The organism is Buttiauxella gaviniae, from assembly GCF_040786275.1.
GTDB lineage: Bacteria > Pseudomonadota > Gammaproteobacteria > Enterobacterales > Enterobacteriaceae > Buttiauxella > Buttiauxella gaviniae_A.
In genome coordinates this window covers 3022689-3046592 of sequence record NZ_JBFMVT010000002.1, presented here as the reverse complement: position 1 = coordinate 3046592, position 23904 = coordinate 3022689, and the positions used below count along the sequence as shown (strand labels likewise).

21 protein-coding genes are annotated in these 23904 nt (G+C 55.6%); 8 read left to right on the top strand and 13 right to left on the bottom strand.

Going from position 1 to position 23904, the window contains the following annotated elements; genetic code table 11:
- Positions 1 to 73: 73 nt before the first annotated feature.
- From ivbL to entC, 9 genes are all read right to left on the bottom strand, one after another.
- Entirely contained in the window at positions 74 to 172 is a 99-nt protein-coding gene (ivbL, locus tag AB1E22_RS14745; protein WP_074388597.1) for an ilvB operon leader peptide IvbL, read from the bottom strand.
- A 117-nt stretch (positions 173 to 289) separates the two neighbouring features.
- Positions 290 to 1312, bottom strand: coding sequence for a CobW family GTP-binding protein (locus tag AB1E22_RS14740; protein ID WP_367595985.1), 1023 nt, complete (start codon positions 1310 to 1312; stop codon positions 290 to 292).
- 15 nt (positions 1313 to 1327) lie between these two features.
- Complete coding sequence (locus AB1E22_RS14735; protein WP_367595984.1) at positions 1328 to 1525, bottom strand: YbdD/YjiX family protein; 198 nt, start codon at positions 1523 to 1525, stop codon at positions 1328 to 1330.
- A 149-nt stretch (positions 1526 to 1674) separates the two neighbouring features.
- Positions 1675 to 3780 carry a pyruvate/proton symporter CstA gene (gene cstA / locus AB1E22_RS14730; protein WP_367595983.1) on the bottom strand — a complete coding sequence of 702 codons (2106 nt, stop codon included), beginning with the start codon at positions 3778 to 3780 and terminating at the stop codon, positions 1675 to 1677.
- Between the two features lie 247 nt (positions 3781 to 4027).
- Complete coding sequence (gene entH, locus AB1E22_RS14725; protein ID WP_367595981.1) at positions 4028 to 4444, bottom strand: proofreading thioesterase EntH; 417 nt, start codon at positions 4442 to 4444, stop codon at positions 4028 to 4030.
- Entirely contained in the window at positions 4445 to 5197 is a 753-nt protein-coding gene (dhbA, locus tag AB1E22_RS14720; protein WP_367595980.1) for a 2,3-dihydro-2,3-dihydroxybenzoate dehydrogenase, read from the bottom strand. It lies immediately after the preceding gene.
- On the bottom strand, positions 5194 to 6054 hold the full coding sequence (locus AB1E22_RS14715) for an isochorismatase family protein (RefSeq protein ID WP_367595979.1): 861 nt from the start codon (positions 6052 to 6054) through the stop codon (positions 5194 to 5196). Before AB1E22_RS14715 ends, dhbA begins: the two co-directional genes overlap by 4 nt.
- A gap of 14 nt (positions 6055 to 6068) precedes the next feature.
- Positions 6069 to 7685 (bottom strand): (2,3-dihydroxybenzoyl)adenylate synthase, encoded by a 1617-nt coding sequence (locus AB1E22_RS14710; RefSeq protein WP_367595978.1) that lies wholly within the window; start codon positions 7683 to 7685, stop codon positions 6069 to 6071.
- A complete protein-coding gene (gene entC / locus AB1E22_RS14705) occupies positions 7685 to 8866 on the bottom strand; it encodes an isochorismate synthase EntC (protein WP_367595977.1) in 1182 nt (393 codons plus the stop codon). Before entC ends, AB1E22_RS14710 begins: the two co-directional genes overlap by 1 nt.
- 83 nt (positions 8867 to 8949) lie before the next feature.
- On the opposite strand from entC, the gene fepB reads away from it, so the two are divergent.
- Entirely contained in the window at positions 8950 to 9915 is a 966-nt protein-coding gene (gene fepB / locus AB1E22_RS14700; RefSeq protein WP_367595976.1) for a Fe2+-enterobactin ABC transporter substrate-binding protein, read from the top strand.
- Between the two features lie 88 nt (positions 9916 to 10003).
- On the opposite strand, the gene entS is transcribed toward fepB, so the two are convergent.
- Positions 10004 to 11245, bottom strand: coding sequence for an enterobactin transporter EntS (entS, locus tag AB1E22_RS14695; protein WP_367595975.1), 1242 nt, complete (start codon positions 11243 to 11245; stop codon positions 10004 to 10006).
- 204 nt (positions 11246 to 11449) lie between these two features.
- Between entS and fepD the strand changes: the two genes are divergently transcribed.
- The 5 genes from fepD (at position 11450) to AB1E22_RS14670 (ending at position 15030) form a co-directional block, all read left to right on the top strand.
- Complete coding sequence (gene fepD, locus AB1E22_RS14690; protein ID WP_367595974.1) at positions 11450 to 12457, top strand: Fe(3+)-siderophore ABC transporter permease; 1008 nt, start codon at positions 11450 to 11452, stop codon at positions 12455 to 12457.
- Positions 12454 to 13446: an iron-enterobactin ABC transporter permease gene (fepG, locus tag AB1E22_RS14685; protein WP_367595973.1), complete on the top strand. Its 993-nt coding sequence runs from the start codon at positions 12454 to 12456 to the stop codon at positions 13444 to 13446. Before fepD ends, fepG begins: the two co-directional genes overlap by 4 nt.
- The gene (gene fepC, locus AB1E22_RS14680; RefSeq protein ID WP_367595972.1) at positions 13443 to 14240 is read left to right on the top strand and encodes an iron-enterobactin ABC transporter ATP-binding protein; all 798 of its coding nucleotides are present in this window, start codon (positions 13443 to 13445) and stop codon (positions 14238 to 14240) included. Before fepG ends, fepC begins: the two co-directional genes overlap by 4 nt.
- Positions 14241 to 14353: 113 nt before the next feature.
- Positions 14354 to 14668 carry a type II toxin-antitoxin system RelE/ParE family toxin gene (locus tag AB1E22_RS14675; protein WP_367595971.1) on the top strand — a complete coding sequence of 105 codons (315 nt, stop codon included), beginning with the start codon at positions 14354 to 14356 and terminating at the stop codon, positions 14666 to 14668.
- A gap of 32 nt (positions 14669 to 14700) precedes the next feature.
- Complete coding sequence (locus AB1E22_RS14670; protein WP_367595970.1) at positions 14701 to 15030, top strand: HigA family addiction module antitoxin; 330 nt, start codon at positions 14701 to 14703, stop codon at positions 15028 to 15030.
- A 90-nt stretch (positions 15031 to 15120) separates the two neighbouring features.
- On the opposite strand, the gene AB1E22_RS14665 is transcribed toward AB1E22_RS14670, so the two are convergent.
- Genes AB1E22_RS14665 through fes form a run of 3 tightly spaced genes read right to left on the bottom strand, consistent with a single transcriptional unit; the run spans position 15121 to position 20497 of the window.
- Positions 15121 to 19038, bottom strand: a complete 3918-nt coding sequence (locus AB1E22_RS14665) for an enterobactin synthase subunit F (protein WP_367597381.1) — start codon at positions 19036 to 19038, stop codon at positions 15121 to 15123.
- A 7-nt stretch (positions 19039 to 19045) separates the two neighbouring features.
- Positions 19046 to 19267, bottom strand: coding sequence for an MbtH family protein (locus AB1E22_RS14660; RefSeq protein WP_367595969.1), 222 nt, complete (start codon positions 19265 to 19267; stop codon positions 19046 to 19048).
- A 12-nt stretch (positions 19268 to 19279) separates the two neighbouring features.
- A complete protein-coding gene (fes, locus tag AB1E22_RS14655) occupies positions 19280 to 20497 on the bottom strand; it encodes an enterochelin esterase (protein ID WP_367595968.1) in 1218 nt (405 codons plus the stop codon).
- A 280-nt stretch (positions 20498 to 20777) separates the two neighbouring features.
- On the opposite strand from fes, the gene AB1E22_RS14650 reads away from it, so the two are divergent.
- A complete protein-coding gene (locus AB1E22_RS14650) occupies positions 20778 to 23051 on the top strand; it encodes a TonB-dependent siderophore receptor (RefSeq protein ID WP_367595967.1) in 2274 nt (757 codons plus the stop codon).
- Positions 23052 to 23158: 107 nt separating this feature from the next.
- Positions 23159 to 23839 (top strand): enterobactin synthase subunit EntD, encoded by a 681-nt coding sequence (gene entD, locus AB1E22_RS14645; protein WP_367595966.1) that lies wholly within the window; start codon positions 23159 to 23161, stop codon positions 23837 to 23839.
- The last annotated feature ends 65 nt before the right edge of the window (positions 23840 to 23904 follow it).

Genomic DNA, 23904 nt, shown 5'->3' with positions numbered 1-23904 from the left:
GGAGGGACTAAAACAAGAAACCCCGCCCGGTTTGCGCCGGCGGGGTTTTGGAATCGATGCGTTGATTCAGACCCTACGGCGCATTGCCGACGACCACCACCACACGCACGACGACCACCGCGGCTGGTAGCGCGGTTAGTAGTAGGCCAGTGTTGCGAGTGAATGTAGTCATTTGGGTCCTGAATATGAGTTACGCGTTTTTACGTCGAAATTTATACAAACACACTGTTTCGTTTCGCACAACCGCTTTATGCATGAGAAATAAAAAACGTGTTTGAGATCACATCAATCAAATTGCCGTTGCAGCAAATTCCCGGCGCAGCTCGTCAATCGGCAAGTAGCGGCCAATGATCACCAGCCGGGAAACGCGTGATTCAGAGGGATGCCACGCCGAGCCGTAATCAAACCCCACCACTTTATGCACGCCTTGTACGATAAGGCGCTGCGGATGGTCGGCAATCGCCAGCACGCCTTTGTAGCGCAGCATGTCATTACCAAAACGCGCGATTGCGCTTTCCATAAACGCCCCAATTTTTTTCACGTCCAGCATTCCGGCGTCGAAAACATGCGCCTGAATCGCATCGTCCCAGGAGCGTTTTGCCGAGGCTTTTCGGAAGGGCTGAAAACTGACGGGATGGTTGTTATCCGCCCGGATCACACGTAAACCCGCCGCCAGGTCGATAGTATCGGTGAGTTCAAAAGCATTCTGATCGAGCCAGAGATCCGCCGGGCACTCCCCGTTCACGATCTCAAAAAGATCCGCTTTGCTGTTGATTCGATGGATCCGTTCCAGCGCCTGCTGTTTTGTTTCTTCGTCTACACGATCGGCCTTGGTTAGCAAGATTCGATCGGCAAAACCAAGCTGCGATGCCGCAACGGCATGTTCGTCCAACTGGCGAGAAATATGCTCCGCATCTGCCAGAGCGATGACCGCATCCAGGCGCAATGCGTCTCGCAAATGTTCATCAACAAAAAAGGTTTGGACGATGGGTGCGGGGTCAGCAAGGCCGGTGGTTTCAACGATTAAGCGCTCAAAATTTAGCTGGCCTGCTGCGCGTTGTTCGAGCATTTCTCTGAGTGCGGCGGTAAATTCCCCGCGCACGCTGCAACACACGCAACCGTTACTGAGTTCCACAACGTTGACGTTTTCCCCGCCTCTGAGCAGCGCACCGTCGATGTTAACCGCACCAAATTCGTTTTCAAGAATGGCGACGGGCTGATTGTCGGAATGTGCGAGAAAATAGTTAAGAAGCGTGGTTTTGCCTGAGCCAAGAAAACCGGTTAACAAAGTGACAGATACCGCTTGATTCATGTCAGATTCCTTAGATTAACAGCAGCGAGCGCCGCCTTTGCCGCCGTAGCGCGCATCCTGACGCTCGCGGAAAAACTCTTCGTACGTCATCGGCATCTGCTCAGGGTGAGTCAGCCGCATATGCTGCACGTAGTTGTCGTAATCCGGCACGCCGACCATCAGTTTTGCGGCCTGCCCGAGGTATTTTCCGGCTTTTGCGAGAGTGTCGAACATGGTGACTCCAGTGTTTAGTTTGGGTTCAGACAGACCCCACCCCAGCCCTCCCCTTTCCAGGGGAGGGAGTATTTGCTCCTCCCCCTGACAAGGGGGAGGTTGGGTGGGGGTCATTTAAGCCGGCCCTAATTCCCAGCTACAGCTACCGATTAATGCACGCTCTTCGCCTGCGCCACTATATCTTCGTAGTTTTCAGGCATTTTCTCGTAAGGGGTTTCCTTCGCGGTTGGATTGTCCGATTTCAGCGCTTTAAGCGCCGTTTTAATCGCGAACAGACCAATCACCACCACAACCACCATGAAGAAGATGGTCAGCCCGGCATCCAGACGGTTATTAAACACTAGCTGAGAAAGCTGCGATTTGGTGTATTGCGCAGGAATATTGCCGCTGTCGATCATCGCCTGGAATTTATTCGCGATAGCCAGGAAGCCCACTTTCGCATCCGCGCTGAACGCTTTTTGCCAGCCTGCTGTCAGGGTACAGATCAGCAGCCAGGCCGTTGGCACCAGCGCCACCCAGGCGTATTTTTGTCTCTTCATTTTGAACAGAACCACCGCGCAAAGCATCAGCGCCATGCCCGCCAGCATTTGGTTGGCGATACCAAACAGCGGCCATAAGGTGTTGATCCCACCGAGTGGGTCAACAACGCCCTGGTGCAGGAAGTAACCCCACGCCATTACGCAAAGCGCGGTTGCCAGTAAGTTCGCCGGTAGCGAGTCGGTGCGTTTAAGCCCCGGTGAGATAACGCCGAGCAAATCTTGCAGCATGAAGCGTGCGGCACGCGTCCCGGCATCCACCGCTGTCAGGATAAACAGCGCCTCAAACAGAATGGCAAAGTGATACCAGAATGAGACATCCATCAGGCCGCCCAGCGCGCCGTGCAGAATGTACGCCATACCCACCGCAAGGGTTGGGGCGCCGCCCGCACGGGAGATAATGCTCTGCTCTCCCACTTCGTTAGCAATGTTGGTTAACGTTTCAGGCGTTATCTGGAAGCCCCAACTGCTGACCACGCTTGCCGCCGAAACCACAACGTCGGTAGTGCCAGCCGGAGCCAGAACCGCCATCGGGCTGTTCATCGCGAAGTAGACGCCCGGGTCGATAACGCAGGCCGCAACCAGCGCCATAATCGCCACAAACGACTCCATCAACATGCCGCCGTAGCCGATGAAACAGGCCTGGTTTTCGTTAGCCAGCATTTTCGGTGTAGTGCCGGAGGCAATCAGGGCATGGAAGCCAGAAACCGCGCCACAGGCGATGGTGATAAACAGGAACGGGAACAGATCGCCGCTCCACACCGGGCCGCTACCATCGATAAATTTGGTCAGGGACGGCATTTGCAGGGTTGGGCGCATGATCAAAATACCGATCGCCAGCCCAATAATGGTGCCGATTTTCAGGAAGGTTGAGAGGTAATCACGCGGCGCCAGTAGCAGCCAGACCGGCAGTACCGCGGCGACAAATCCATAGCCCACCAGCATCCACGTCAGTTGCACGCCGGTGTAGTCAAAGTACGGCGCCCAGGTTGGGCTTTCCGCCACCCATCCACCAGAGATAATAGCGAACACCAACATCACCAGCCCGATGACCGACACTTCACCGATGCGCCCTGGGCGCAGATAGCGGATGTAGACGCCCATAAACAGCGCCAGCGGAATGGTGAACGCGACGGTGTAGGTTCCCCACGGGCTATGGGTCAGGGCTTTCACCACGATCATCGCCAACACCGCAAGGATGATCACCATGATCATAAAACAGGCCACCAGCGCGATAACGCCCGCGGTGTTGCCCATCTCTTCTTTCACCAGTTCGCCCAGCGAGCGTCCGTCGCGACGGGTTGAGACAAACAGCACCATAAAATCTTGTACCGCACCGGCCAAAACCACCCCCGCCAGTAGCCAGAGCATGCCAGGCAAATACCCCATTTGCGCAGCAAGCACCGGCCCCACAAGCGGCCCTGCACCAGCAATCGCGGCAAAATGGTGACCGAACAACACTTTCTTGTCGGTTGGAACGTAATCAAGCCCGTCGTTATGGCGCACGGCGGGCGTCATACGCGTGGCATCAACGGTTAAGACACGTTTAGCGATAAACAGGCCATAGTAACGATACGCGATCAGGTAAACGCAGATTGAGGCCACCACAATCCACAACGCGTTTATCTGTTCACCACGATTAAGTGCGATGTAGCCGAGCGCGAATGCACCGATCAGTGCAAGCACCGCCCAGACAAGGTGTTTCCCTGGGTTATTCATAATTGTTTTCCATGTGTCAGGCCAGAAGCAGAGGGTGTTACCGTTTTGTTCTAGAACAAGGCTGCAGATTTAACAATATTGAAACAGCAGAATGGAGTGGTTTGACCAGGTCTTTACATCAGCTTGTTAAGGGGATCACTTTGCGGGGGGGTATCTACGAACCGGACCCCACCCAGCCCTCCCCTTTTCAGGGGAGGGAGCAGTTAGCTCCTCCGCCTGGCAAGGGGGAGGCTGGGTGGGGGTGGGGTTACCCCAGCGTCGCCGTCGTCAAACGACTGGTACAGCAGCGCTTGCCGCGCGCATCAAAAATGGCAATTTCCCAGACCTGAGATGTCTTACCAAGATGCAGCGGTTTGCACACTCCGCGCACCGTACCCGACGCCACGGCGCGATGATGGCTGGCATTAATTTCCGTTCCCACCACGCACTGCCCTTCTGTCGTCGTCAGAAAACTCGCCATCGAGCCCAGCGTTTCCGCCAGCACCACCGATGCCCCACCGTGCAATAAACCAAACGGCTGATGAGTGCGATGATCCACCGGCATTTCCGCTTCCAGACTGTCATCGTCCAGATGCGTGTAGATAATGCCGAGGTGCCCAACCAGCGTTCCCTCGCTGGTTTTGTTTAACGCCTCAAGCGTTAACTCTCTTTTCCAGATACGCATTCAGGCTCCAAGCGTAGCGCCGCCATCAATCACAATATCCTGCAAAGTGATGTGGCTGGCGTGTTGTGAGGCGAGGAACAGAATGGTGCTGGCGATCTCCTGCGGACGGGCGATTTTGCCCAGCGGAATGCCCAGTTTGAATTGTTCCGGGAACCCCTTAATACGCTGCTGTTCCGCATCCGGCGTTTTCCAGAGCGTACGCTGCATATCGGTATCGGTTGACCCCGGTGAAACCACGTTACAGCGCACGCCGAACGGCGCTAATTCCAGACCAACGGTTAAAGCCAGGCTTTTCAGCGCCGCTTTTGATGCCCCGTAAGCGGACATGCCCGTACGCGGCGTGTGTGCGGCGTCGGAAGCAACTGTCACAATCGCCCCGCTACTCTGCGCGCGCAATTGCGGCATCACCGCGCGGAACAGATTGAACGCCCCACCAACGTTAACCGCAAAAGTATCCTGCCAGTCTTGCAGCGCAAGCGCATCTGTTGCGCCCATGCGCAAAATGCCTGCCGCGTTAACCAGCACGTCCAGTTGCGGTTCATCGCTTAAAATACGCTGCGTGACGGCTGCAACTTCCCCGGCATCCGCCACGTTCAGGGCTTCGGTCACGAAAGGATAATTTTCCAGCGGAAACGCCAGATCGAAACCAATGACCTTCGCCCCTGCCTCACTGAACGCAAGCGCGGTGTAATAGCCGATACCTTTTCCCGCGCCTGTCACCCAGACGCGTTTGCCGGTAAATTCATTTTTCATGCCTGAACGTCCCTTGAGAGCAGCGCCCACCAGGCATCGATAGTCGGATTTTTCGCTAGCATCACAAAGTCGATGTCCGCGTGGATTTTGCGCCATTTCGCCGCAAGCGCCATCATGCGCACCGAATCCAGGCCGTAATCAATCAGGTTTTCGTCGTCTTCAGGAATGTCGGATTCATCGAGCAACGGCAGCACTAACTCACGCAGTTGCTGTTTGTTTTGCGGGGCAGCTTCCGGCAGTAAATCGCGAGTCATCACCACGCGCCCGGAGCGCCCGGCGGTGTATTTCAGCGCCATCATGTGCTCTTCTCGGCTGAAATCCGCCAGCGCGTCGGCCACTATAAACGGTTTGATATCACGCATAAACGCGTCGGTTGCCGTGGTCATGCAGCCGATGTGGGCGTACACACCGCAGATAATCAGTTGGTTGCGCCCGGTTTCTTTCAGAGATTGTTCCAGCGGCGAGCGGATAAACGCGCTGTAGCGCCATTTGGTCAGCACGGTGTCGTGCTCGTCCGGTGCCAGGGCGGCGACCACTTTCTGGCGCTCAGGATGTTTGTTTAACCCAGGGCCCCACATGTCATTTAGCAGGGCGCGATCTTCATCGCTCTGATTGTTCGGCTGCGCCGTGTAATAAACAGGAATACCGTTTGCTTTGCAGTACTGACGCAGGGAGGCAATATTATCGATGACCTGCTGGATCATCGGGCAATTATCACCCCAAAAATCGATAAAATATTCCTGCATATCATGGATTAACAAGGCGGCGCGCTCTGGCTCAAAAGCCCATTGCACTTTGCTTTCCGGGATGTCAGCAGCCGTCGGTAAGGTGTATGCGTTCAGTTTTGGAATAGCCATAATTTCTCCGTCAATCAGGAAGCCAGTTGCTTATCAGCAATCAACTGGCGCAAACGTTTTTTGTCCACTTTGCCCACGGCGGTAAGCGGCAGGCTTTCAACAATTTCAATGCGATCCGGCAGTTTGAAATCGGCGATGCCCAGCTCACGCAAATAGCGGCGAATTTCCACAGCGCGGAACGGGCGGCTACCTACAATAAACGCGCAGCTTTTCTCCCCCAGTAGGGTGTCTTCCATGGAAACGAGCGCGGCATGCACGATCTCTTCATGGCGCAACAGCAGGTTTTCGATCTCCTCGGCGGCAATCTTTTCCCCCCCGCGGTTGATCTGATCTTTTTCGCGCCCTTGCACCGTGATGTAGCCGTCTTCGGCAATAGAAATCAGATCGCCAGAACAGTAAAAACCTTTGGCATCAAAGGCCTGGGCGTTGTGTTCCGGGCTGCGGTAGTAACCCCGGAAGGTGTAAGGCCCGCGCGTCATCAGGCGGCCGACTTCACCCGCTGGCAGCGGATTCCCGTATTCATCGGCAACCCAAACTTCGTCGTCCGGGCACATCGGTTTGCCCTGGGTTTTGAAGATGTGTTCGTTGTCGTCGTCAAGACGTGTGTAGTTCACCAGCCCTTCCGCCATGCCAAAAACCTGCTGGAGCTGGCAGCCAATTTCGGCCGGAATGCGTGCCGCCAGGGCTTCGCTCAGGCGCGCGCCGCCGACTTGCAACAGTTCCAGCGATTCAAGGGAGTGATTGCTGCCCCACTCGCCAATCGCCTGTAGCCACAGGCTGACGGCAGGCGGCACCAGCGCGGTGACGTTAATCTGGTGGCGTTCGATAAGTGGGAAATAGAGCGTGGCGCTCGGGTCGTTCGCCAGCACTACACGGCCACCGCCGTAAAATACCCCCAGCGAACCCGGCGAACTCAGGGCGTAGTTGTGCGCCGCAGGGATAGCGCACAGAAAACGCGTATGGGTATCAAAGCGGCAGATTTCGACGCTGCGGCGAATGCTGTAGTAGTAGTCGTTATGGGTGCGCGGAATGAGTTTTGGCGTGCCGGTGCTGCCCCCGGAAAGCTGGAAGAACGCGACTTCATCGGCAGCACTCGGGGTGGCGACAAAATTATCTTCCGGCTCGTTGATCATGGCGCTCAGCGAACGCTCGCGGTCGCTTTCGTTAAGCAATACCGCCATGCGCAGGGAGGGATTTTGCTGGCACAGCGCATCAAGGAAGTCATCATGGGCGAACAAATTGTGTTTGCGATCGGCGATGAGAACCACCGGTTCTATCTGTTTTGCGTAGGCTTCCATTTCGGTGCGCTGATGGCTGAATAGCGCATTAACCGGCGCAACGCCAATTTTCAGCAGCGCAAACAGCGTGATATACAGCTCCGCAACGTTACCCAACTGCACCAGCGCGGTTTCGCCATTACGCAGGCCACGGCGCTGTAATGCGCAGGCCAGGCGCGTCGAGGCCATTTCCAGCTCGCGGTAGCTGTAATGCCGCTCGCCTTCTATCAGCGCAAGCGAGTCGTTATGGGCATGGCGCGTAAGAATGTCGGTCAGCGGCAAATCTGCCCAGTAACCTTTTTCGCGATAGCGTGCGGCCAGGCTCTCCGGCCAACGGGTGAATTGAATCGCCATTAATTAAGTCCCAATACGTTAAGCATGGTAGAGAGTTTTACCCCAGTTTCGCGCCACTCTGATTCCGGTGATGAGGCCGGCACGATGCCCGCTCCGGCGAACAGGCGAACGTGCTTTCCGCCAACGCGGGCGCAGCGAATCGTCACCACCCACTCGCCGTTACCTTCCGCGTCACACCAGCCGACAATGCCGCCAAACAGTTCGCGGTCAAATGGCTCCAGTTCAGCAATGAGTTTTCGTGCTACATCATGCGGGAAGCCGCTCAGCGCAGGGGTTGGATGCAACAAGCAGGCAAGCGAAAGCGCATTCTCCTGCGGGTCTTTAATCTGCCCATAGATTGGCGTGGCGAGATGCCATAGCGTCGGGGTGGTGATCAGTTCTGGCGTATCAGAAAGCACTAAAGACTGGCTGTGCGGCTGCAATACGGTTTGCATCGCCTGCGTCACCAGGCCGTGTTCATGGCGATCTTTAGTTGAGCGCAGGAGTTGTGCACCGATTTCACTGTCACGCTGGATGTTGTCTTTGTCGCGTCGCGCCGAGCCTGCCAGCGGTAAAGAACTAAAGTTCTTGCCCGATTTGCGTAGCAGTAATTCCGGGCTGGCGCCGACTAACGCGCCGCCGTCCGGCAGGGGAACATGGAAGTTATAGCTGGTTGGATTCTGGCTAATCAGGCGGTTGAGCAGCGCATCAAGATCGACTGGTGCATCCGTTTCGATATCAATCAGGCGCGAAAGCACCACTTTATCGATATCCGGTTTAGAGGTAGCGGCGGCGGCATGCGCCACCATTTCCATAAATTTTTCCTGCTCAGGAATCGCCTGGCGTGCGGCTATATTCATCGCCTTTCCGGCCACAAATTGGCGGGCGTCATCCTGGCATTGGGCGCGAGAAAACGTCTGGCAGCGTTGAGGGATAAACAGCGCGGAGGGTTGGCTGGGATCGAACGGAATTGCACCCACCACGACTGGATTTTCAATGCCGTGTTTTTTGGCATTTTCGAAGGCTTCTCGCAGTTGGGTTTGCAGGCGACCAGCGGGGTTTGCACCGTCCTGCGCCGGGCTATCGAGGCGAGTAAAACAGCCGCTCGTCGTAAAACTGCGGTAAGGCGACATAAAGAAAAAGCTATCTGCATGATGGGTTAGCGATTTCTCTTGTGACTGTGGCGCCAGTAACGTTTCCATGCGTCCTCCGTTAAAACATGACAAAAGATAGTAATAATGATTATCATTTGCTTTTCGGAGTCGTAACCTAAAGAGAAATGTACATGCTGTCAACACAGGTAAAATTTTTTTTAACAATTCCCGCGCTGGGATTGCTGGCTCTTGGCAGCCTTGCCCACGCCGCAGACTGGCCCCGGACGGTGGCCGATAGCCGTGGGACGCACACGCTTGAGCAGGCTCCGCAGCGCATTGTTTCCACCAGCGTGACGTTAACCGGCTCGCTGCTCGCCATCGATGCGCCCGTTATCGCCAGCGGCGCAACGTCGCCAGGAAACCGTATGGCGGACTCACAAGGCTTCCTGCGTCAGTGGGGAGAGGTGGCGAAAGCCCGTAACGTACAGCGCTTATATATTGGCGAAGCCAGCGCCGAAGCCGTCGCCGCGCAAATGCCCGACCTGATTCTGATTAGCGCCACCGGCGGCGATTCCGCCCTCGCCCTTTATGATCAACTTTCCGCCATCGCCCCAACGCTTATCATCAATTACGACGATAAAAGCTGGCAGCAGTTGCTGACGCAGCTCGGGCAAATTACCGGTCACGAAAAACAGGCCGCCGAACGAATTGCCCGTTTTGATAAGCAGTTGAGCGAAGCCAAACAGCATATGACGCTGCCGCCGCAGCCGGTCACCGCGCTGGTTTACACGGCGGCCTCTCGTTCCGCGAATCTCTGGACGACAGAATCCGCGCAGGGGAAATTGTTTCAGCAGCTAGGTTTCACGCTATCCACTCTGCCTCCAGCGATTCATACCAGCCAGAGCATGGGCAAGCGCCACGACATCGTGCAGTTAGGGGGTGAAAACCTGGCCGCAGGTTTGAATGGCGAGAGCTTGTTCCTGTTTGCCAGCGATGAGAAAGACAGCGTTGCGCTGGAAACTAACCCGCTGCTCGCGCACCTGCCCGCGGTGCAGAAAAAACAGGTTTACGCGCTGGGCACCGAAACGTTCCGTCTGGATTATTACAGTGCCACGCAGATCCTTGAGCGTATGAGCAAGTTATTTGCCAGTAAGTAATTTATGCCCCCCTCCCAACCTTCCCCTTGCCAGGTGGAGGAGTGAACTGCTCCCTCCCCAGGAAAGGGGTGGGTTGGGGTGGGGTCAACTATACGGCCTCCGCCGCAGCACCTTGGTCATAACGCCGTAACTGCACCAGAACAATCGCCAGCACAACCCCGCACAATGTCAGAGCAAGGCCGCCGGAACTTGCCGCCGCAACGGGCGTCATCGCCACGGTCAGCCCGCCGAGAATCGCCGCGCCAATCGCATCGCCCGTTACGTTCTGTGCGGTCCACAAACCATTTATTCGCCCTAACATTCCGTCTGGCGTAAGCGTTTGAATTAACGTGTATTGCAGCAAAGAGCTGATCGCGCTGAGGTAACCAAACAGCGCAAGGAAAACCAGCCCCAGCCCCCACATCGGCATCAGGCTAAAAATCCCAATAGCGATAAACGCCACAATGCCGGTCGCCAGCATGATCATGCCCGGACGCGCGTGGTGAGCGATGCGCCCGCTGGTTAACGCCCCAATCGCCGCGCCTAATGGAACGGCGGCGTACATCAGGCCAATTTGCGCCGCGCTCATTTGCCAGTGCCCTGCGAGCGCCGGATACAACACGCGCACCGCGCTGGCCATCGTCAGCAGCGCCCCGACTAACGCAATCCCGCCAATAATCGGATGCCCTACCAGAAAACGTAACCCGTTCCACAATGAAAGCAGTGGGTTTTCACGTGCCTGCGGCGGGGGAGCCAGGTTCGGCAAACTCAGCAGTGGCAGCAAAGTGATAAAGGTCCCGACGGAAGCCAGGGCGTAGTTCCATACCACGCCGCCGGATGCCAGCAACAGCCCGCCAATCATCGGAGAAATGACCGACCCAAGGCGCACGGTGAGCATGGTAATCGCGCTCGCCTGCATTAAATTCTCACGCCCGACCAGAGCAGGCGTTGCGGCTAAGAGCGCCGTCACGCCCAGCGCGCCAAAGAACCCGTCCCATACGCCGAGCAGATAAATCGCCGCAAGCGACGGTTCAGGTAAAGCGGCGTTAATCGTCAGGCCAATAAAGCCGACGCCGCAGGTAGAACGCGCCAGCAAAATCAGGCGGCGACGTTCATGTCGGTCAGCCAAAACCCCGCCCATCATCAGGCCGATAAACATGGCGCTGCCCGTGAGAGTTACAGCCAGGCCCACTTGTAACGACGAGCCCGTCAGCATTTGAATTTGTACCGGCACCGCAACGCCCAGCAGCCCCAGTGAAACAATGGAGATAAAACGGGCGAGGAAGACGGCGCGAAAAGCAGGGTGAGTCTTGAGTAAACTGAGATTGAGCAACAAAGAATTGCGGTTCATTACATGGCCTTAAAGCGAATTTTTCTTTCCGGGTGCGAGGCGGCTCATGCTAACATAAACAAATAAGAGTGATAATGATAATAACTATCATTTAATTTACACATCACTCTCAGCCTCTCCCAAATGAGAGGGGACGGTACGGTTTTCTCCTTCTCCCGGGGGAGAAGGTTGGGATGAGGGCATTTTTTTCAGGGAAAGAACGTTATGTCAGTCTCGTGGTTATCAAGGCGCTCTGCGGTCTTGCTTATCCTGTTTTTCTTGCTGTTATTGATGGCGGCGCTCAGCCTGCTATTGGGTGCAAAATCACTGCCTGCCGACGTCGTTATGGATGCGCTCAGCGGCCAGTGTCAAAGTGCCGACTGCACAATTGTGCTGGATGCGCGCCTGCCGCGAACGCTTGCGGGAATCCTCGCCGGAGGCGCACTCGGCCTTGCCGGGGCGCTGATGCAAACGCTCACCCGTAATCCCCTCGCCGACCCTGGCCTGCTTGGCGTCAATGCCGGAGCCAGTTTTGCCATTGTTGTCGGAGCCGCTGTCTGGAGCCTCACATCCCCCATCGCGCTGCTCGGCCTGGCCTTTTCCGGCGCGTTGTTCGCCGCATTGCTTGTGGCGTTTACCGGAAGCCAGGGCGGCGGGCAGCTTAGCCCGGTGCGTTTAACCCTGGCCGGTGTGGCGCTCGGCGCGGTGCTCGAAGGGTTAAGCAACGGCATCGCCCTGCTGAACCCAACGGTATACGACCAGTTACGTTTCTGGCAGGCCGGATCGCTGGATATTCGCACCCTTGAAACGTTAAAAGTTATTGTGCTGCCGGTGCTGGCTGGCTGCACGATCGCGCTGTTTATCAGCCGTTCACTTAATAGCCTGAGCATGGGCATTGATACCGCCACCGCGCTAGGTAGCAAAGTCGCACGCACGCAGGTGCTGGGTCTGATTGCCATTACCTTACTTTGCGGAAGTGCCACCGCCGCCGTAGGGCCGATTGCGTTTATCGGCCTGATGCTACCCCATCTGGCGCGCTGGCTGGTGGGCTCCGATCATCGCTGGTCACTTCCCGTGACCTTAATCGCCACCCCAACCTTGCTGCTGTTTGCCGATATTATTGGCCGTATGCTGGTGCCAGGCGAACTGCGCGTTTCAGTGGTGAGCGCGTTTATCGGCGCGCCAATGCTGATTTATCTGGTGCGCCGCCAACGCAAAGGAGCCGGGCTATGAATCGTCTTTCTCCGCGTTTAATCATCACCAGCCTGCTTTTGCTGTTGCTGGGCATTTCACTGGGAATATGGAGCCTGGGAAGTGGCGCTCTGCCGCTTGCCGTCGGCCAGGTTATTGACGCGCTTATCGGTTCCGCACCGCGTAATATTTCGCTGGTGGTGGTCGAGTGGCGTTTGCCGCGCGTGGTCATGGCGCTGCTGATTGGTGCAGCATTGGGCGTGAGCGGCGCTATTTTCCAGTCGCTGATGCGCAACCCGCTCGGCAGCCCGGACGTCATGGGCTTTAACACCGGAGCGTGGAGCGGCGTGCTGGTGGCGATGGTGTTGTTTGGTCAGCATCAAACCGCAATTGCCACCTCCGCCATGATTGGCGGGATTCTCACCGCGCTGGTTGTCTGGATGCTTGCCTGGCGCAATGGCATCGAAACGTTCCGCTTAATTATTATCGGCATTGGCGTGCGTGCCATGCTGGTGGCGTTCAACACCTGGCTTTTGCTCCACGCGTCGCTTGAAACCGCCATTTCCGCAGGGCTGTGGAATGCCGGTTCGTTGAACGGTTTAACCTGGGGAAAACTCCTTCCCGCAGCACCGTTAATGCTGCTGGCATTGTTTGCTTCCGCCCTGCTGGTACGCCGTATGCGGCTGCTGGAGATGGGGGATGACAGCGCCTGCGCCCTTGGCGTTTCCGTAGAACGTTCTCGCCTGCTGCTGATGCTAACGGCGGTCATTCTCACCGCCGCAGCCACCGCGTTGGCCGGGCCAATTTCGTTTATCGCTCTGGTGGCACCGCATATCGCACGCCGTTTGAGCGGCACTTCTCGCTGGGGCCTGCTGCAATCGGCTCTGTGCGGCGGAACGTTGCTATTAGCCGCTGACCTGTGCGCCCAACATCTTTTCATGCCGTATCAGTTGCCGGTAGGCGTGGTCACGGTCAGCCTCGGCGGCATTTACCTTATTGCGTTGTTGATTCAGGAGTCCCGTAAGAAATGAGCCAAATCTCTTCTCCATCGCGCCTGCACGGCGAAAAGCTCACGTTGGGATATGGCAATCATGTGGTGGCCGACGGCCTGACCGTTGCCATTCCTGACGGAGAATTTACCGCAATTATCGGCCCCAACGGCTGCGGGAAATCGACACTACTGCGCACATTAAGCCGCCTGATGAAACCGATGCACGGCCAGGTGTGGCTCGACGGAAATGAAATCCACCGCTTTGCGACCAAAGAGGTAGCGCGACGCGTGGGTTTGCTGGCGCAAAACTCCAGTGCGCCGGGCGATATTAGCGTGTCGGAGCTGGTGGCGCGTGGGCGTTACCCGCACCAGCCGATGTTTTCACGCTGGCGCGAAGAAGACAGCCTGGCGGTAGAGCGCGCATTAAAAGCAACAAACATTGAAGATCTCGCCGATCAGCCCGTCGATACCCTTTCCGGCGGGCAGCGGCAGCGCGCGTGGATTGCCATGGTGCTGGCGCAGGAAACCTCTATTCTGCTGCTCGACGAGCCGACAACCTGGCTTGATATCAGCCATCAAATTGATTTGCTTGAACTGCTGCGCGAACTCAACCAGACGCAGGGATATACGCTGGCTGCGGTACTGCACGATTTGAATCAGGCCTGCCGGTACGCAACACATTTAATCGCGCTGCGGGATGGGAAAATTGTTGCCCAGGGCGCACCGACAGAAATTGTCACGCCGGAACTTATCGAAGCCATTTACGGCCTGCGCTGCATGATAATTGAGGATCCAGTGGCGCATACGCCGCTGGTGGTGCCGCTGGGGCGATAAATCTCAATAATTAAAATGTTTGCGTAACACCTCGCAAAGGCGCACACTTACACAGTGCAAGAGTGCATCCTATGTTCTAATGCCGATCCGCTCACTTAGATGGAACCGGCATCATGGAGAAGATGCGTACGATAAGCAGTTTTAGAGATGCATGGCTCGAGGATTTCTTCTTATTTACCAGGCTCCACCGTAGAATTCCGCCCCATATCGTCAGCACTCTGGCACGCAAATTAGATTTAATTAACGCAGCCGTGACCTATAAAGATTTGCGCTCGCCGCCCGCTAATCGTTACGAAGAGCTAAGCGCTCCACTGGAGGGTTACTCTTCAATAAGGGTCAACAGCCAGTACAGGCTTATCTTCATCTGGCAAAACGGTAAAGCGAACAATATTTACCTCGATGATCACGGCTACAAATGGCACAAGTGATTCGCCCGGTAACAGCAAATTAAGGATGAATTATGGTCCAGGCACAACGTAAACCCACCGCTGTCGGTGACGTGCTTCTTTATGAGTATCTCGAGCCAACAGGTCTGCGAATCAACGATCTGGCCGATATGCTTCAGGTGCACCGCAATACGGTGAGTAAGCTATTAAATAACAACAGCAAATTAACGACTGACATGGCTTTTAGATTGGCGAAGGTGTTCGATACCTCCGTGGAATTTTGGCTAAATCTGCAAACCAACGTGGATATCTGGGAAATCCAGAATGACCCGCGTACGCAGGAAGAGATCAGCCGCATCATCACTCTCAGCGAGATGCTGAAGCGTAAGACGCAAGCGGCATAACCGCATAGGAGAAACGGTGGATTGCGCTTGCGCTCATCCACCCTACAAATAATGATTCGTAGGTGGGATAAGCGCAGCGCCATCCGACACTTACGCTAATACTCGCTGTAACACCGGGCCTATTTCTTCAAACGCCTTTGGAGAAATAATATCGACATGTGCGCAGTCGAGCCGGAACACTTCAAGCTCACCAATCCACGGCGCCCAGGTTTTTTGCGGGTCCATCCCTTCCGGTAACGTTCGCTCCGCTACAAACAGTGTCGCTTTGCCACCAAAGCTCGTGCTTTGCGCGGTAGTCAGCAACCGGACTGCATCCCCGTAATTGCCTTCAATGGCCTGGAATAAGGCATCAGATGCCAGCCCTTGCTGTGCGGCAACAAAAGCCTCGCGTTCACGGTTAATCTCGTCAAGAACTGCGGTATCAAGCTCGTTTGCCCCCTTTTCTGCCCAGTTTTGCGTTTCTGGCGGCCAGGTATCCAACAAGCCTAAGAACGCGACTTCTTCGCCTGCGGCTTCAAGACGGGCAGCAATACCCTGCGCCAGCGTGCCGCCCAATGAGTAGCCCATCAGGTAATACGGCCCGTGGGGCTGTAATTCACGCAAGGTTTGCAGATGCGTCTCGCATACCTGCGCCAGGTTTTCGGCTTGCTGCATCGGGCCGGTTGGGCGCGGAGACTGAATGCCAGTTATCGACCAGCGCGGGTCGAGGTAGCGCTGCAAGACGCTAAATTGCCAGGCAAAACCCGACGCCGGATGGAAGCAATACAGCGTGGGGCCGCTACTTTTACGCAGCGGGAGCACCGCATCAAAACCTGCGCGATTGGCCTCTTCTTCGCTTTGCTCTTGCATCAATGTTTCTGCAAGCTGCCCAACGGTTGAGGCCACCATCACCTGCCCGACCGTGACCGGCCTTGCAAGCGTTCTGCGCAACTCTGCCGCCAGGCGCATCGCTAAAAGCGAATGCCCGCCGAGGGCAAAGAAATCGTCATCCACCGACGCTATTTCACACCCTAAAAGCTGAGCAAAAGAGGCCGCGATGGTTTTTTCAAGCGCTGATTTAGGTGCGCGTCCAGAGCCCCGCTGCGCCAGTTCTGGCAACGGCAGCGCTTTTCTGTCCAGTTTGCCATTGGCGCTCAACGGGAAATCATTCAGTTGCACTAAAGCAACCGGCACCATATGCGCAGGTAAAACGGCGCAAAGGTGTTCGCGCATTGTTTCGACAGGCAATACCTGGCCCGAAGCCGATACCAGATAACCCACAAGCTGGCGGGCATCACCCCCGCCTGCCGCCGCGCCCTGGTTTAATACGCATGCGTTAGTGACGGCCTGAGCGACATCCGGTAGCGCCTGCAACGCGCGGTCGATGTCACCTAGTTCAATACGCTGACCGCGAATTTTTAGCTGATCGTCGCTGCGCCCCAGATATTCAACGGCTCCGTCTTCAAACCAACGCGCCACATCGCCGGTGCGGTACATACGCTCGCCCGCGTCAAAAGGATCGGCAATAAAGCGGCTGGCGGTGAGATCCGGGCGGGATAAATACCCCTGCGCCAGTTGGATGCCGGTGAGATAAAGATCGCCTGCGATCCCCACCGGAACTGCGCGCATGGCTGAGTCCAGAATACGCAGACCGGTATTCCACACCGGCCAGCCAATCGGCACGCTACTGCCAGAAACCCGCGCTAATGCTTCGCCAAATGCCGGATACCAGCTCACATCGACGGCGGCCTCTGTCGGGCCGTAAAGATTGTGCAGCGGTGCGTGAGTCAGTTGCTCCCACTGGCGGCACAATTCTGTCGGCAGCGCTTCGCCGCTACAGAAAACCCGGCGCAAAGAGGCGCATTTCGCTATCGCGTTATCGTCAGTTAATGCCGCAACAAACGCCGCTAACATTGACGGCACGAAGTGCGTCGTCGTCACGCCAAAACGAGCAAATAGCTGCTGCAATGCTTCCGGGTCACGGTGCGCCTCAGGCGGAGCCATCACCAGCTTCGCACCAACGAGATACGGCCAGAAAAATTCCCAGACCGACACATCAAAACTACACGGCGTTTTCTGCAATACCACATCTTCGCCGTTTAGCGGGTAGTGATTTTGCATCCACAACAGGCGGTTAACGATCGCCTGCTGCCCGACCATCACCCCTTTCGGGCGACCGGTAGAACCTGAGGTGAAAATCACATAAGCAGTCTGTTCCGGCGTAGAACGTGCTGGCAACTGCGGCAAATTTTCCGTTGCCAGCAGGTTTTGATAGCAGAAGATTTGCAGGCCGTTCACCGCGCTAAAGCGTGGCCGTTGATCGTCTGAAGTCACCAGCAAACGCGGGGCAGCGTCTTCCAACATCATGGTTAAACGGTCGTCGGGATAACCGGTATCCAGCGGCAACCAGGCCGCACCGACCTCAACAATAGCCTGCAGTGCCAGAGATAAAAACACCGAGCGAGGCAGCGCCACGGCCACCACATCTCCGGGTTTTACGCCGCGAGAAATGAGCTGAAGTGCCAGAGCCTGTACCTGGCCACGCATTTCGCGGTAGCTGAACTGATAGTTTTCATCAGCCAGCGCGGGCGCATCCGGCGTGCGGTTCGCCTGCTCTGCAATCAACTGGCTTAATGTGGTCGCGGGAACCGGCGTATGCGTTGCATTTACATTTTCAATCAGTGCGGTTTCGGACTCATGCAACAAATGAGCATCTACACAGCGCAGTGCGGGCTCAGCTGCAAACTGGCGCAGTAGAAGCGGGAGGCGAGCAATATGTTGCTGCAAAGTCTGCGCATCATAACGCTCGGCATTAGCCAGAATTTCCAGGGAGAACTCACCCTGTTCGCTGATATAGAGCGCAATTTCCAGGTCTCGCACCGGGCCGGATGCCAACTGGTGCGTGATGCCTTCGATGCCGTTGAAATCCAGGCGGTAATCGAACATTTTCAGGTTCAGTACCGGGCCATAAAGCGGTTCACCGCTGGAAACTTGCCCCAGGTCACGCTGGATTTGTTCGGCATCGTAGCGCTGGTAACGGCGCATGCTTTTTAGCTCTTTCGCAAGGTTTGCGGCAAATTCGGCGAGGGTAAAATCGGGGTCGATGCGCACGCCAACGGGCAGCACGTTCAACACCGGCCCGGTGGCACACAACGCGGCAGAGCCCATGCGGCGCATAAAAATGAAACCAGCGGAATAATCAGCCCGCCCGCTCAAACGCCCAAGCCACAGCGCCACCAGGCCTAACGCCATATCTGCGGCGGTCAGCTTGTGCTGGCGGGCGCCGTCCACCAGCGCGTGGAAATCGGTATTTTCAAAACTCAGAGACTGGCGAATCAATTTGGTGGTGGAGCCCAGGCCGGTCAGCGGTTTAGCTGAAAGCGTCGCAGGCGGCGGTAATTGTTTGGCTTTGTTTGCCCAATATGCGCGATCGCGCTGCCAGGCGTCCGCTTTGCGGTAATAATCGTATTCCGCAACAACATCGCTAAACGGCGTAAACGGGCTGGGTTCAGGCTGTTGATTCTGGCAATACGCGCTATAAATATTGGCGATTCTGCGGGTAATTGCAGTGAAACTGAAGCCATCAACCACTAAGTGATGAAAACGCTGATACCAGAACCAGCGTGTTTCGCTGACGCGTAGTAACGCATGGTGATAAAGAGGTTTCCCGCTGGTGATGCGTAAATCCTGCTCGAGATCGTCGCGCATGATTGCCAGCGCCCACGCCTGGGGGTCAGCTTCGTTACGCAGGTCGCGGCAAAGCGGTTGAGTAAATGCGGCTTCGGGATCAATCCACTGGCGGGCCTCGCCGTCTACTTCGCCAAAACGCATGCGCAGGGTATCGGCCTCCTGCATTCCCGCGACTATCGCCCGGCAAAGTAGCGGCTCGTTAACGTCACCGTTTAATTCAACGTAATGCGCCACGCTCCAGGCATTTGCCTGAGGCGAAAGTTGATCCGCCATCCAGATACCGGGCTGTGCCGCAACGAGCGGTAAGGATTCAATCTGTAATTTTTGTGCAGGTGCCATGGTTAATTCACTCACCGTTTACCTCTTGTTTTGCAAAGGATACGGGTTGCAGCTCAGTCCAGTTGTCGAGAAGCCAGCGGTGGCACTCTTCACTTGATGCGGGTTGGCAAATCACCGTCCAGCCAGCGGGTAACACACAATGTTCGGGCCATAAGCTGAACTGCCTGGCCGCATTCTCAAGGATGAAAAAACGGCCCTGCGGCGAATCAAAAGGGTTACTGAATTCCATACTCCACTCCTGTCAAAGAGACGCTTTCCAAAGCCATGACAAGCCAGAAATCAGCCCGCCACGCCAGCAAAGCGCATCGTGCCCACCGTCAACCTGACGGTAGAAAACAGCGCGCTGTGTTTGTTGTAGTAAGGGATATAAACGTTGATTGACTTGATGGATGAGCGGTTCTCTGACCCCTGCTTCAAGATAGATGCGTAGCGGTTTGGCGCTCGTCAGCCCCTCTTCAATCTGCTTGATAAGCAGCCCGCCCTGCTGATTGATTTCGCGGCGTGGCCACCAGTAGGAACCAGACTGGCTCAGCACACAGCCAAATTGTTCCGGCCAGTGAAGAGCGGCATAGAGCGAAGAAAGCCCGCCAAAACTCTGCCCGGCCACCACGGTGGTTTCCGGGTTTTCATTCCATTGGGTAAGGGTGCGTAACTGCGGTAATAGCTCTTCCTGCACCGCGAGCCAGAACTGGGCGTTACAGGGCAGTTCTTCGCTGCGGGTATTGTTGTCGATAACATCAATCAGGACATAAACCGCAGCGGGTAACACGCCCGCATCCGTTTGCGCCTGTAGCGCAGGCCATGCCGGCATCCCTTCGGCCCAAAATTGCCCATCAAGCAAAATTGCTAAGGGGCGCTGTTCCGGGTGTTTATCTCCCGTCGCAAAAATCCAGGCATTGCGTTGATTTTTAAGGTGTTGGCTGTGCCAGGTGATGCACTGAGGCGGCGCATAAGGCGTTTTGGGTTTATCCCAGCCGGGCTGCTCTGGCGCATCGGGAAGATGAAGCCCGGACATCGGGTGCCCTCGCCCACCTGACCAACTTTCTGGATTCAACGGATCGGCAATCGCGCATGGCAATAATTTCCGCCAGCCTTCACGCAGCGCCATTCGATCGGGCTCAATGCCCTCAAAAGCTTCGGCAGGGAAATCGTCTTCATTGGTCGAGGGGATCAGGCAATAACTGCCGCGCCAGGTGGCGTTAAGATGCGTTTGCCATTGCCAGACATCCGTTCCCGGCACGCGTACCAGGCTTTGCGGACGCGAGCGCTGGTGATGGTCGGTCACGCCCGTAACGTAAATCCATACCCGTTTCACCGGAGAGGTTTGCTCGCAGCCCTGCGGGTCGCGCCACAAAAAAGTCACTGCGCACTGGCCGTTATTTTCAACGGTAACGGCGGGGATTCCCTGAGCCTGTGCTTCCTGCCACCAGCTTTCACTTCCTGTCAGAAAATTTGTCACTCGAACCAAACCCTATGAATTTACTGATAACGATCAACAACCCTGAAATATATTGATAATACTATTGATAATTATTTGCATTTGCAATAGCGTATTTCCGCGCTCGGACCTACCGGGTTCCATAGTGCAAAAACAATTAATTGCCGAATTTGAACGCACAGTTGCCTTATTTCGGGGGATTGTTGGGCAGATTTCGGTATGACCACGTGACATCAATGCTGACCCCGATCCCTTTGGGAATGGAATCAAACCGGGCTCAGCGTTCAAGCAGGCCGCCATAATGAATAAAAAAATTAACTATTCCCTCGCGATGTTGATCAATTTGGGAATCTACGGTGCCGCTGTCCCTGCCTTTGCAGCAGAGCAGACGGCATCAGCAACGGCGCAGACCGCTGCTGCTAACAACGACAACACAGCAGAAGAAGATACCCTGGTCGTTACCGCCGCCGTGCAAAACCTGCAGGCGCCGGGCGTTTCAACCATCACCGCTGAAGAGCTGAAAAAGCGCCCACCGGCGCGTGATATTTCCGAAATCGTGCGTACCATGCCGGGCGTTAACCTGACGGGTAACTCCACCAGCGGCCAGCGCGGGAATGGTCGTCAGATTGATATTCGAGGCATGGGCCCGGAAAACACCCTGATTCTTATCGACGGTAAACCGGTGACCAGCCGTAACTCAGTGCGTCTGGGCTGGCGCGGCGAGCGTGATACGCGTGGCGATGCCAGTTGGGTTCCGCCTGAAATGATCGAGCGCATCGAGGTTATCCGTGGCCCGGCTGCGGCTCGCTACGGTAACGGTGCCGCAGGTGGCGTGGTGAATATCATCACCAAAAAAGGCACCGGCGAATGGCACGGAACCTGGAACACCTATCTGAATGCCCCTGAGCACAAAGATGAAGGGTCAACCAAGCGCACCAACTTTAGCCTGAACGGCCCGCTGGGCGGGGATTTCAGCTTCCGTCTGTACGGTAACCTTGATAAAACCCAGGCCGATGCGTGGGATATTAACCAGGGCCATCAGTCTCAACGTACCGGGATTTATTCCAACACGCTGCCTGCGGGTCGCGAAGGCGTCATCAATAAAGACGTCAACGGCGTAGTGCGCTGGGACTTTGCCTCAATGCAATCGCTGGAACTGGAAGCGGGCTATAGCCGCCAGGGCAACCTCTATTCCGGCGACACGCAGAACACCAATACCAACAAAATCGTTCAGGATAACTACGGCAACGAGACAAACCGCCTCTATCGCCAGAACTATTCCCTGACCTGGAACGGCGGGTGGGATAACGGCCTGACTACCAGCAACTACGTGCAGTACGAACACACGCGCAACTCGCGTATGAAGGAAGGCCTGGCCGGTGGTACCGAAGGGATCTTCGCGAGCGATAAGTTCAGCGATATTGACCTGAGCGATGTGCTGCTGCACAGCGAAGTGAATATCCCGATTGATTTTGTCTTCAATCAGAACCTGACGCTCGGTACCGAATGGAACCAGCAGAAGATGAAAGATCTCTCTTCGAACGGTCAGACCTTTATGGGCGGCCCGATTCCTGGCTCCACCAGCACCGACCGTAGCCCATACTCCCAGGCAGAAATTTTCTCCCTGTTTGCCGAAGACAACATGGAGCTGACGGACAGCACCATGCTGACGCCGGGCGTGCGTTTTGATCACCACAGCATCGTTGGTAACAACTGGAGCCCGTCACTCAACCTGTCTCAAGGTTTGGGCGATGACTTCACTCTGAAAATGGGGATTGCGCGGGCGTACAAAGCGCCAAGCCTGTATCAGACAAACCCGAACTACATTCTGTACAGCAAAGGCCAGGGCTGCTACGCCAGCGGTTCCGGTGTCGGCTGCTACATGATGGGTAATGACGACCTTAAAGCCGAAACCAGCATCAACAAAGAGATCGGCCTTGAGTTCAAACGTGACGGCTGGCTGGCAGGTGCGACCTGGTTCCGCAACGACTATCGCGACAAAATCGAAGCGGGTTATGCGCCTATCGGCCAGACCGCTTCTGGCAAAGTTAAAACCGATATTTACCAGTGGGAAAATATTCCTAAGGCCGTGGTTGAAGGGCTGGAAGGGACGTTAAATGTGCCCGTTTCCACAACGGTAAACTGGACTAACAACGTCACTTATATGCTGCAAAGTAAGAACAAGGAGACCGGGGAACGTCTGTCGGTTATCCCGGAATATACGTTGAACTCCACGCTGAGCTGGCAGGTTCGTCAGGATATTTCCTTGCAATCGACCTTTACATGGTACGGCAAACAACAGCCGAAGAAATACAACTACAAAGGTCAACCGGCGACTGGTTCAGAAACCAACGAAGTTAGCCCTTACAGTATCGTTGGCATGAGCGGAACCTGGGATGCAACGAAAAACGTCAGCCTGACGGCGGGTATCGATAATCTCTTCGACGAACGCCACTGGCGCGCAGGTAATGCCCAGACCACCGGCGGCGATACCGGTTATATGTACGGCGCGGGTGCCGCAACCTATAACGAGTCGGGTCGTACTTACTATGTGAGTGTGAATACACACTTCTAAGAAGTTGATATAGCGGTGGATGGCGCTTCGCTTATTCACCCTACTTTTGTACGGCGGGTAAGCGCATGAGCCACCCGCCGTTTTCTTTAAGACTACGGCCTTACGCCATGCAAACGCATCTCGCACACTTCATCTTCCCCAACACCGTGCAACCCGTGGTGCGCGTGGATTTTGACGCCGCCACCTTTAAGCCAGAAGACCTGTTTTGGCTTCCTCATCATCATCGTTTATCCAAAGCCGTGAATAAGCGTAAAGCCGAACATCTGGCCGGGCGAATCGCCGCTTGCGAAGCGCTGAGTTTTCACGGAATAGAGGATTTTGTTCCCGGCATCGGTTTACACCGCGAGCCCTGCTGGCCACCAGGTTTCACCGGCAGTATCACTCACAGCGGTAATGTGGCCCTGGCCGCGGTAATAATTGACGACCCCACACAGCGGTCAGGTATGGGTATCGACTATGAAACAATTATTACCCCAGAAATTGCCCAGGAAATTTACGGCGGCATTATTGAAAGCGCTGAGAAAGAACGTATCCAGGCTGCCCCCTTCCCTTTTCATTACGCATTAACGCTGGTGTTTTCCGCCAAAGAGAGTTTATTCAAAGCCTTATTTCGCCACGTTGGGCGTTACTTCGATTTTTCAGCCGTGTCGCTCACTGAAATAGATAGCCAACAGCTAAGCCTGACGCTCAATGAATCATTAGGGCCCTTTCAAAAAGGCGAGACATTCACAGCGTTATGGAAAGGTGACGCCCGGCAATTAATTACGCTAATCCAGCTCGGGGGATAATTAATAGAAATCGCTTGCGGCTACGTTATAAGCAAATGTTATATTCGAAGCAACACAACACATAT

Excerpts from the sequence above, each read along its gene's own strand:
- AB1E22_RS14660 (WP_367595969.1), bottom strand. The coding sequence starts at position 19,267 with ATGGAATTCAGTAACCCTTTTGATTCGCCGCAGGGCCGTTTTTTCATC.
- fepB (WP_367595976.1), top strand. The coding sequence starts at position 8,950 with ATGCTGTCAACACAGGTAAAATTTTTTTTAACAATTCCCGCGCTGGGA.
- AB1E22_RS14735 (WP_367595984.1), bottom strand. The coding sequence starts at position 1,525 with ATGTTCGACACTCTCGCAAAAGCCGGAAAATACCTCGGGCAGGCCGCA.
- fepD (WP_367595974.1), top strand. The coding sequence starts at position 11,450 with ATGTCAGTCTCGTGGTTATCAAGGCGCTCTGCGGTCTTGCTTATCCTG.
- ivbL (WP_074388597.1), bottom strand. The coding sequence starts at position 172 with ATGACTACATTCACTCGCAACACTGGCCTACTACTAACCGCGCTACCA.
- entD (WP_367595966.1), top strand. The coding sequence starts at position 23,159 with ATGCAAACGCATCTCGCACACTTCATCTTCCCCAACACCGTGCAACCC.
- AB1E22_RS14715 (WP_367595979.1), bottom strand. The coding sequence starts at position 6,054 with ATGGCTATTCCAAAACTGAACGCATACACCTTACCGACGGCTGCTGAC.
- AB1E22_RS14650 (WP_367595967.1), top strand. The coding sequence starts at position 20,778 with ATGAATAAAAAAATTAACTATTCCCTCGCGATGTTGATCAATTTGGGA.
- cstA (WP_367595983.1), bottom strand. The coding sequence starts at position 3,780 with ATGAATAACCCAGGGAAACACCTTGTCTGGGCGGTGCTTGCACTGATC.
- entH (WP_367595981.1), bottom strand. The coding sequence starts at position 4,444 with ATGCGTATCTGGAAAAGAGAGTTAACGCTTGAGGCGTTAAACAAAACC.
- dhbA (WP_367595980.1), bottom strand. The coding sequence starts at position 5,197 with ATGAAAAATGAATTTACCGGCAAACGCGTCTGGGTGACAGGCGCGGGA.
- AB1E22_RS14670 (WP_367595970.1), top strand. The coding sequence starts at position 14,701 with ATGGTCCAGGCACAACGTAAACCCACCGCTGTCGGTGACGTGCTTCTT.
- fepC (WP_367595972.1), top strand. The coding sequence starts at position 13,443 with ATGAGCCAAATCTCTTCTCCATCGCGCCTGCACGGCGAAAAGCTCACG.
- AB1E22_RS14740 (WP_367595985.1), bottom strand. The coding sequence starts at position 1,312 with ATGAATCAAGCGGTATCTGTCACTTTGTTAACCGGTTTTCTTGGCTCA.
- fepG (WP_367595973.1), top strand. The coding sequence starts at position 12,454 with ATGAATCGTCTTTCTCCGCGTTTAATCATCACCAGCCTGCTTTTGCTG.
- AB1E22_RS14665 (WP_367597381.1), bottom strand. The coding sequence starts at position 19,038 with ATGGCACCTGCACAAAAATTACAGATTGAATCCTTACCGCTCGTTGCG.
- AB1E22_RS14710 (WP_367595978.1), bottom strand. The coding sequence starts at position 7,685 with ATGGCGATTCAATTCACCCGTTGGCCGGAGAGCCTGGCCGCACGCTAT.
- entS (WP_367595975.1), bottom strand. The coding sequence starts at position 11,245 with ATGAACCGCAATTCTTTGTTGCTCAATCTCAGTTTACTCAAGACTCAC.
- AB1E22_RS14675 (WP_367595971.1), top strand. The coding sequence starts at position 14,354 with ATGGAGAAGATGCGTACGATAAGCAGTTTTAGAGATGCATGGCTCGAG.
- entC (WP_367595977.1), bottom strand. The coding sequence starts at position 8,866 with ATGGAAACGTTACTGGCGCCACAGTCACAAGAGAAATCGCTAACCCAT.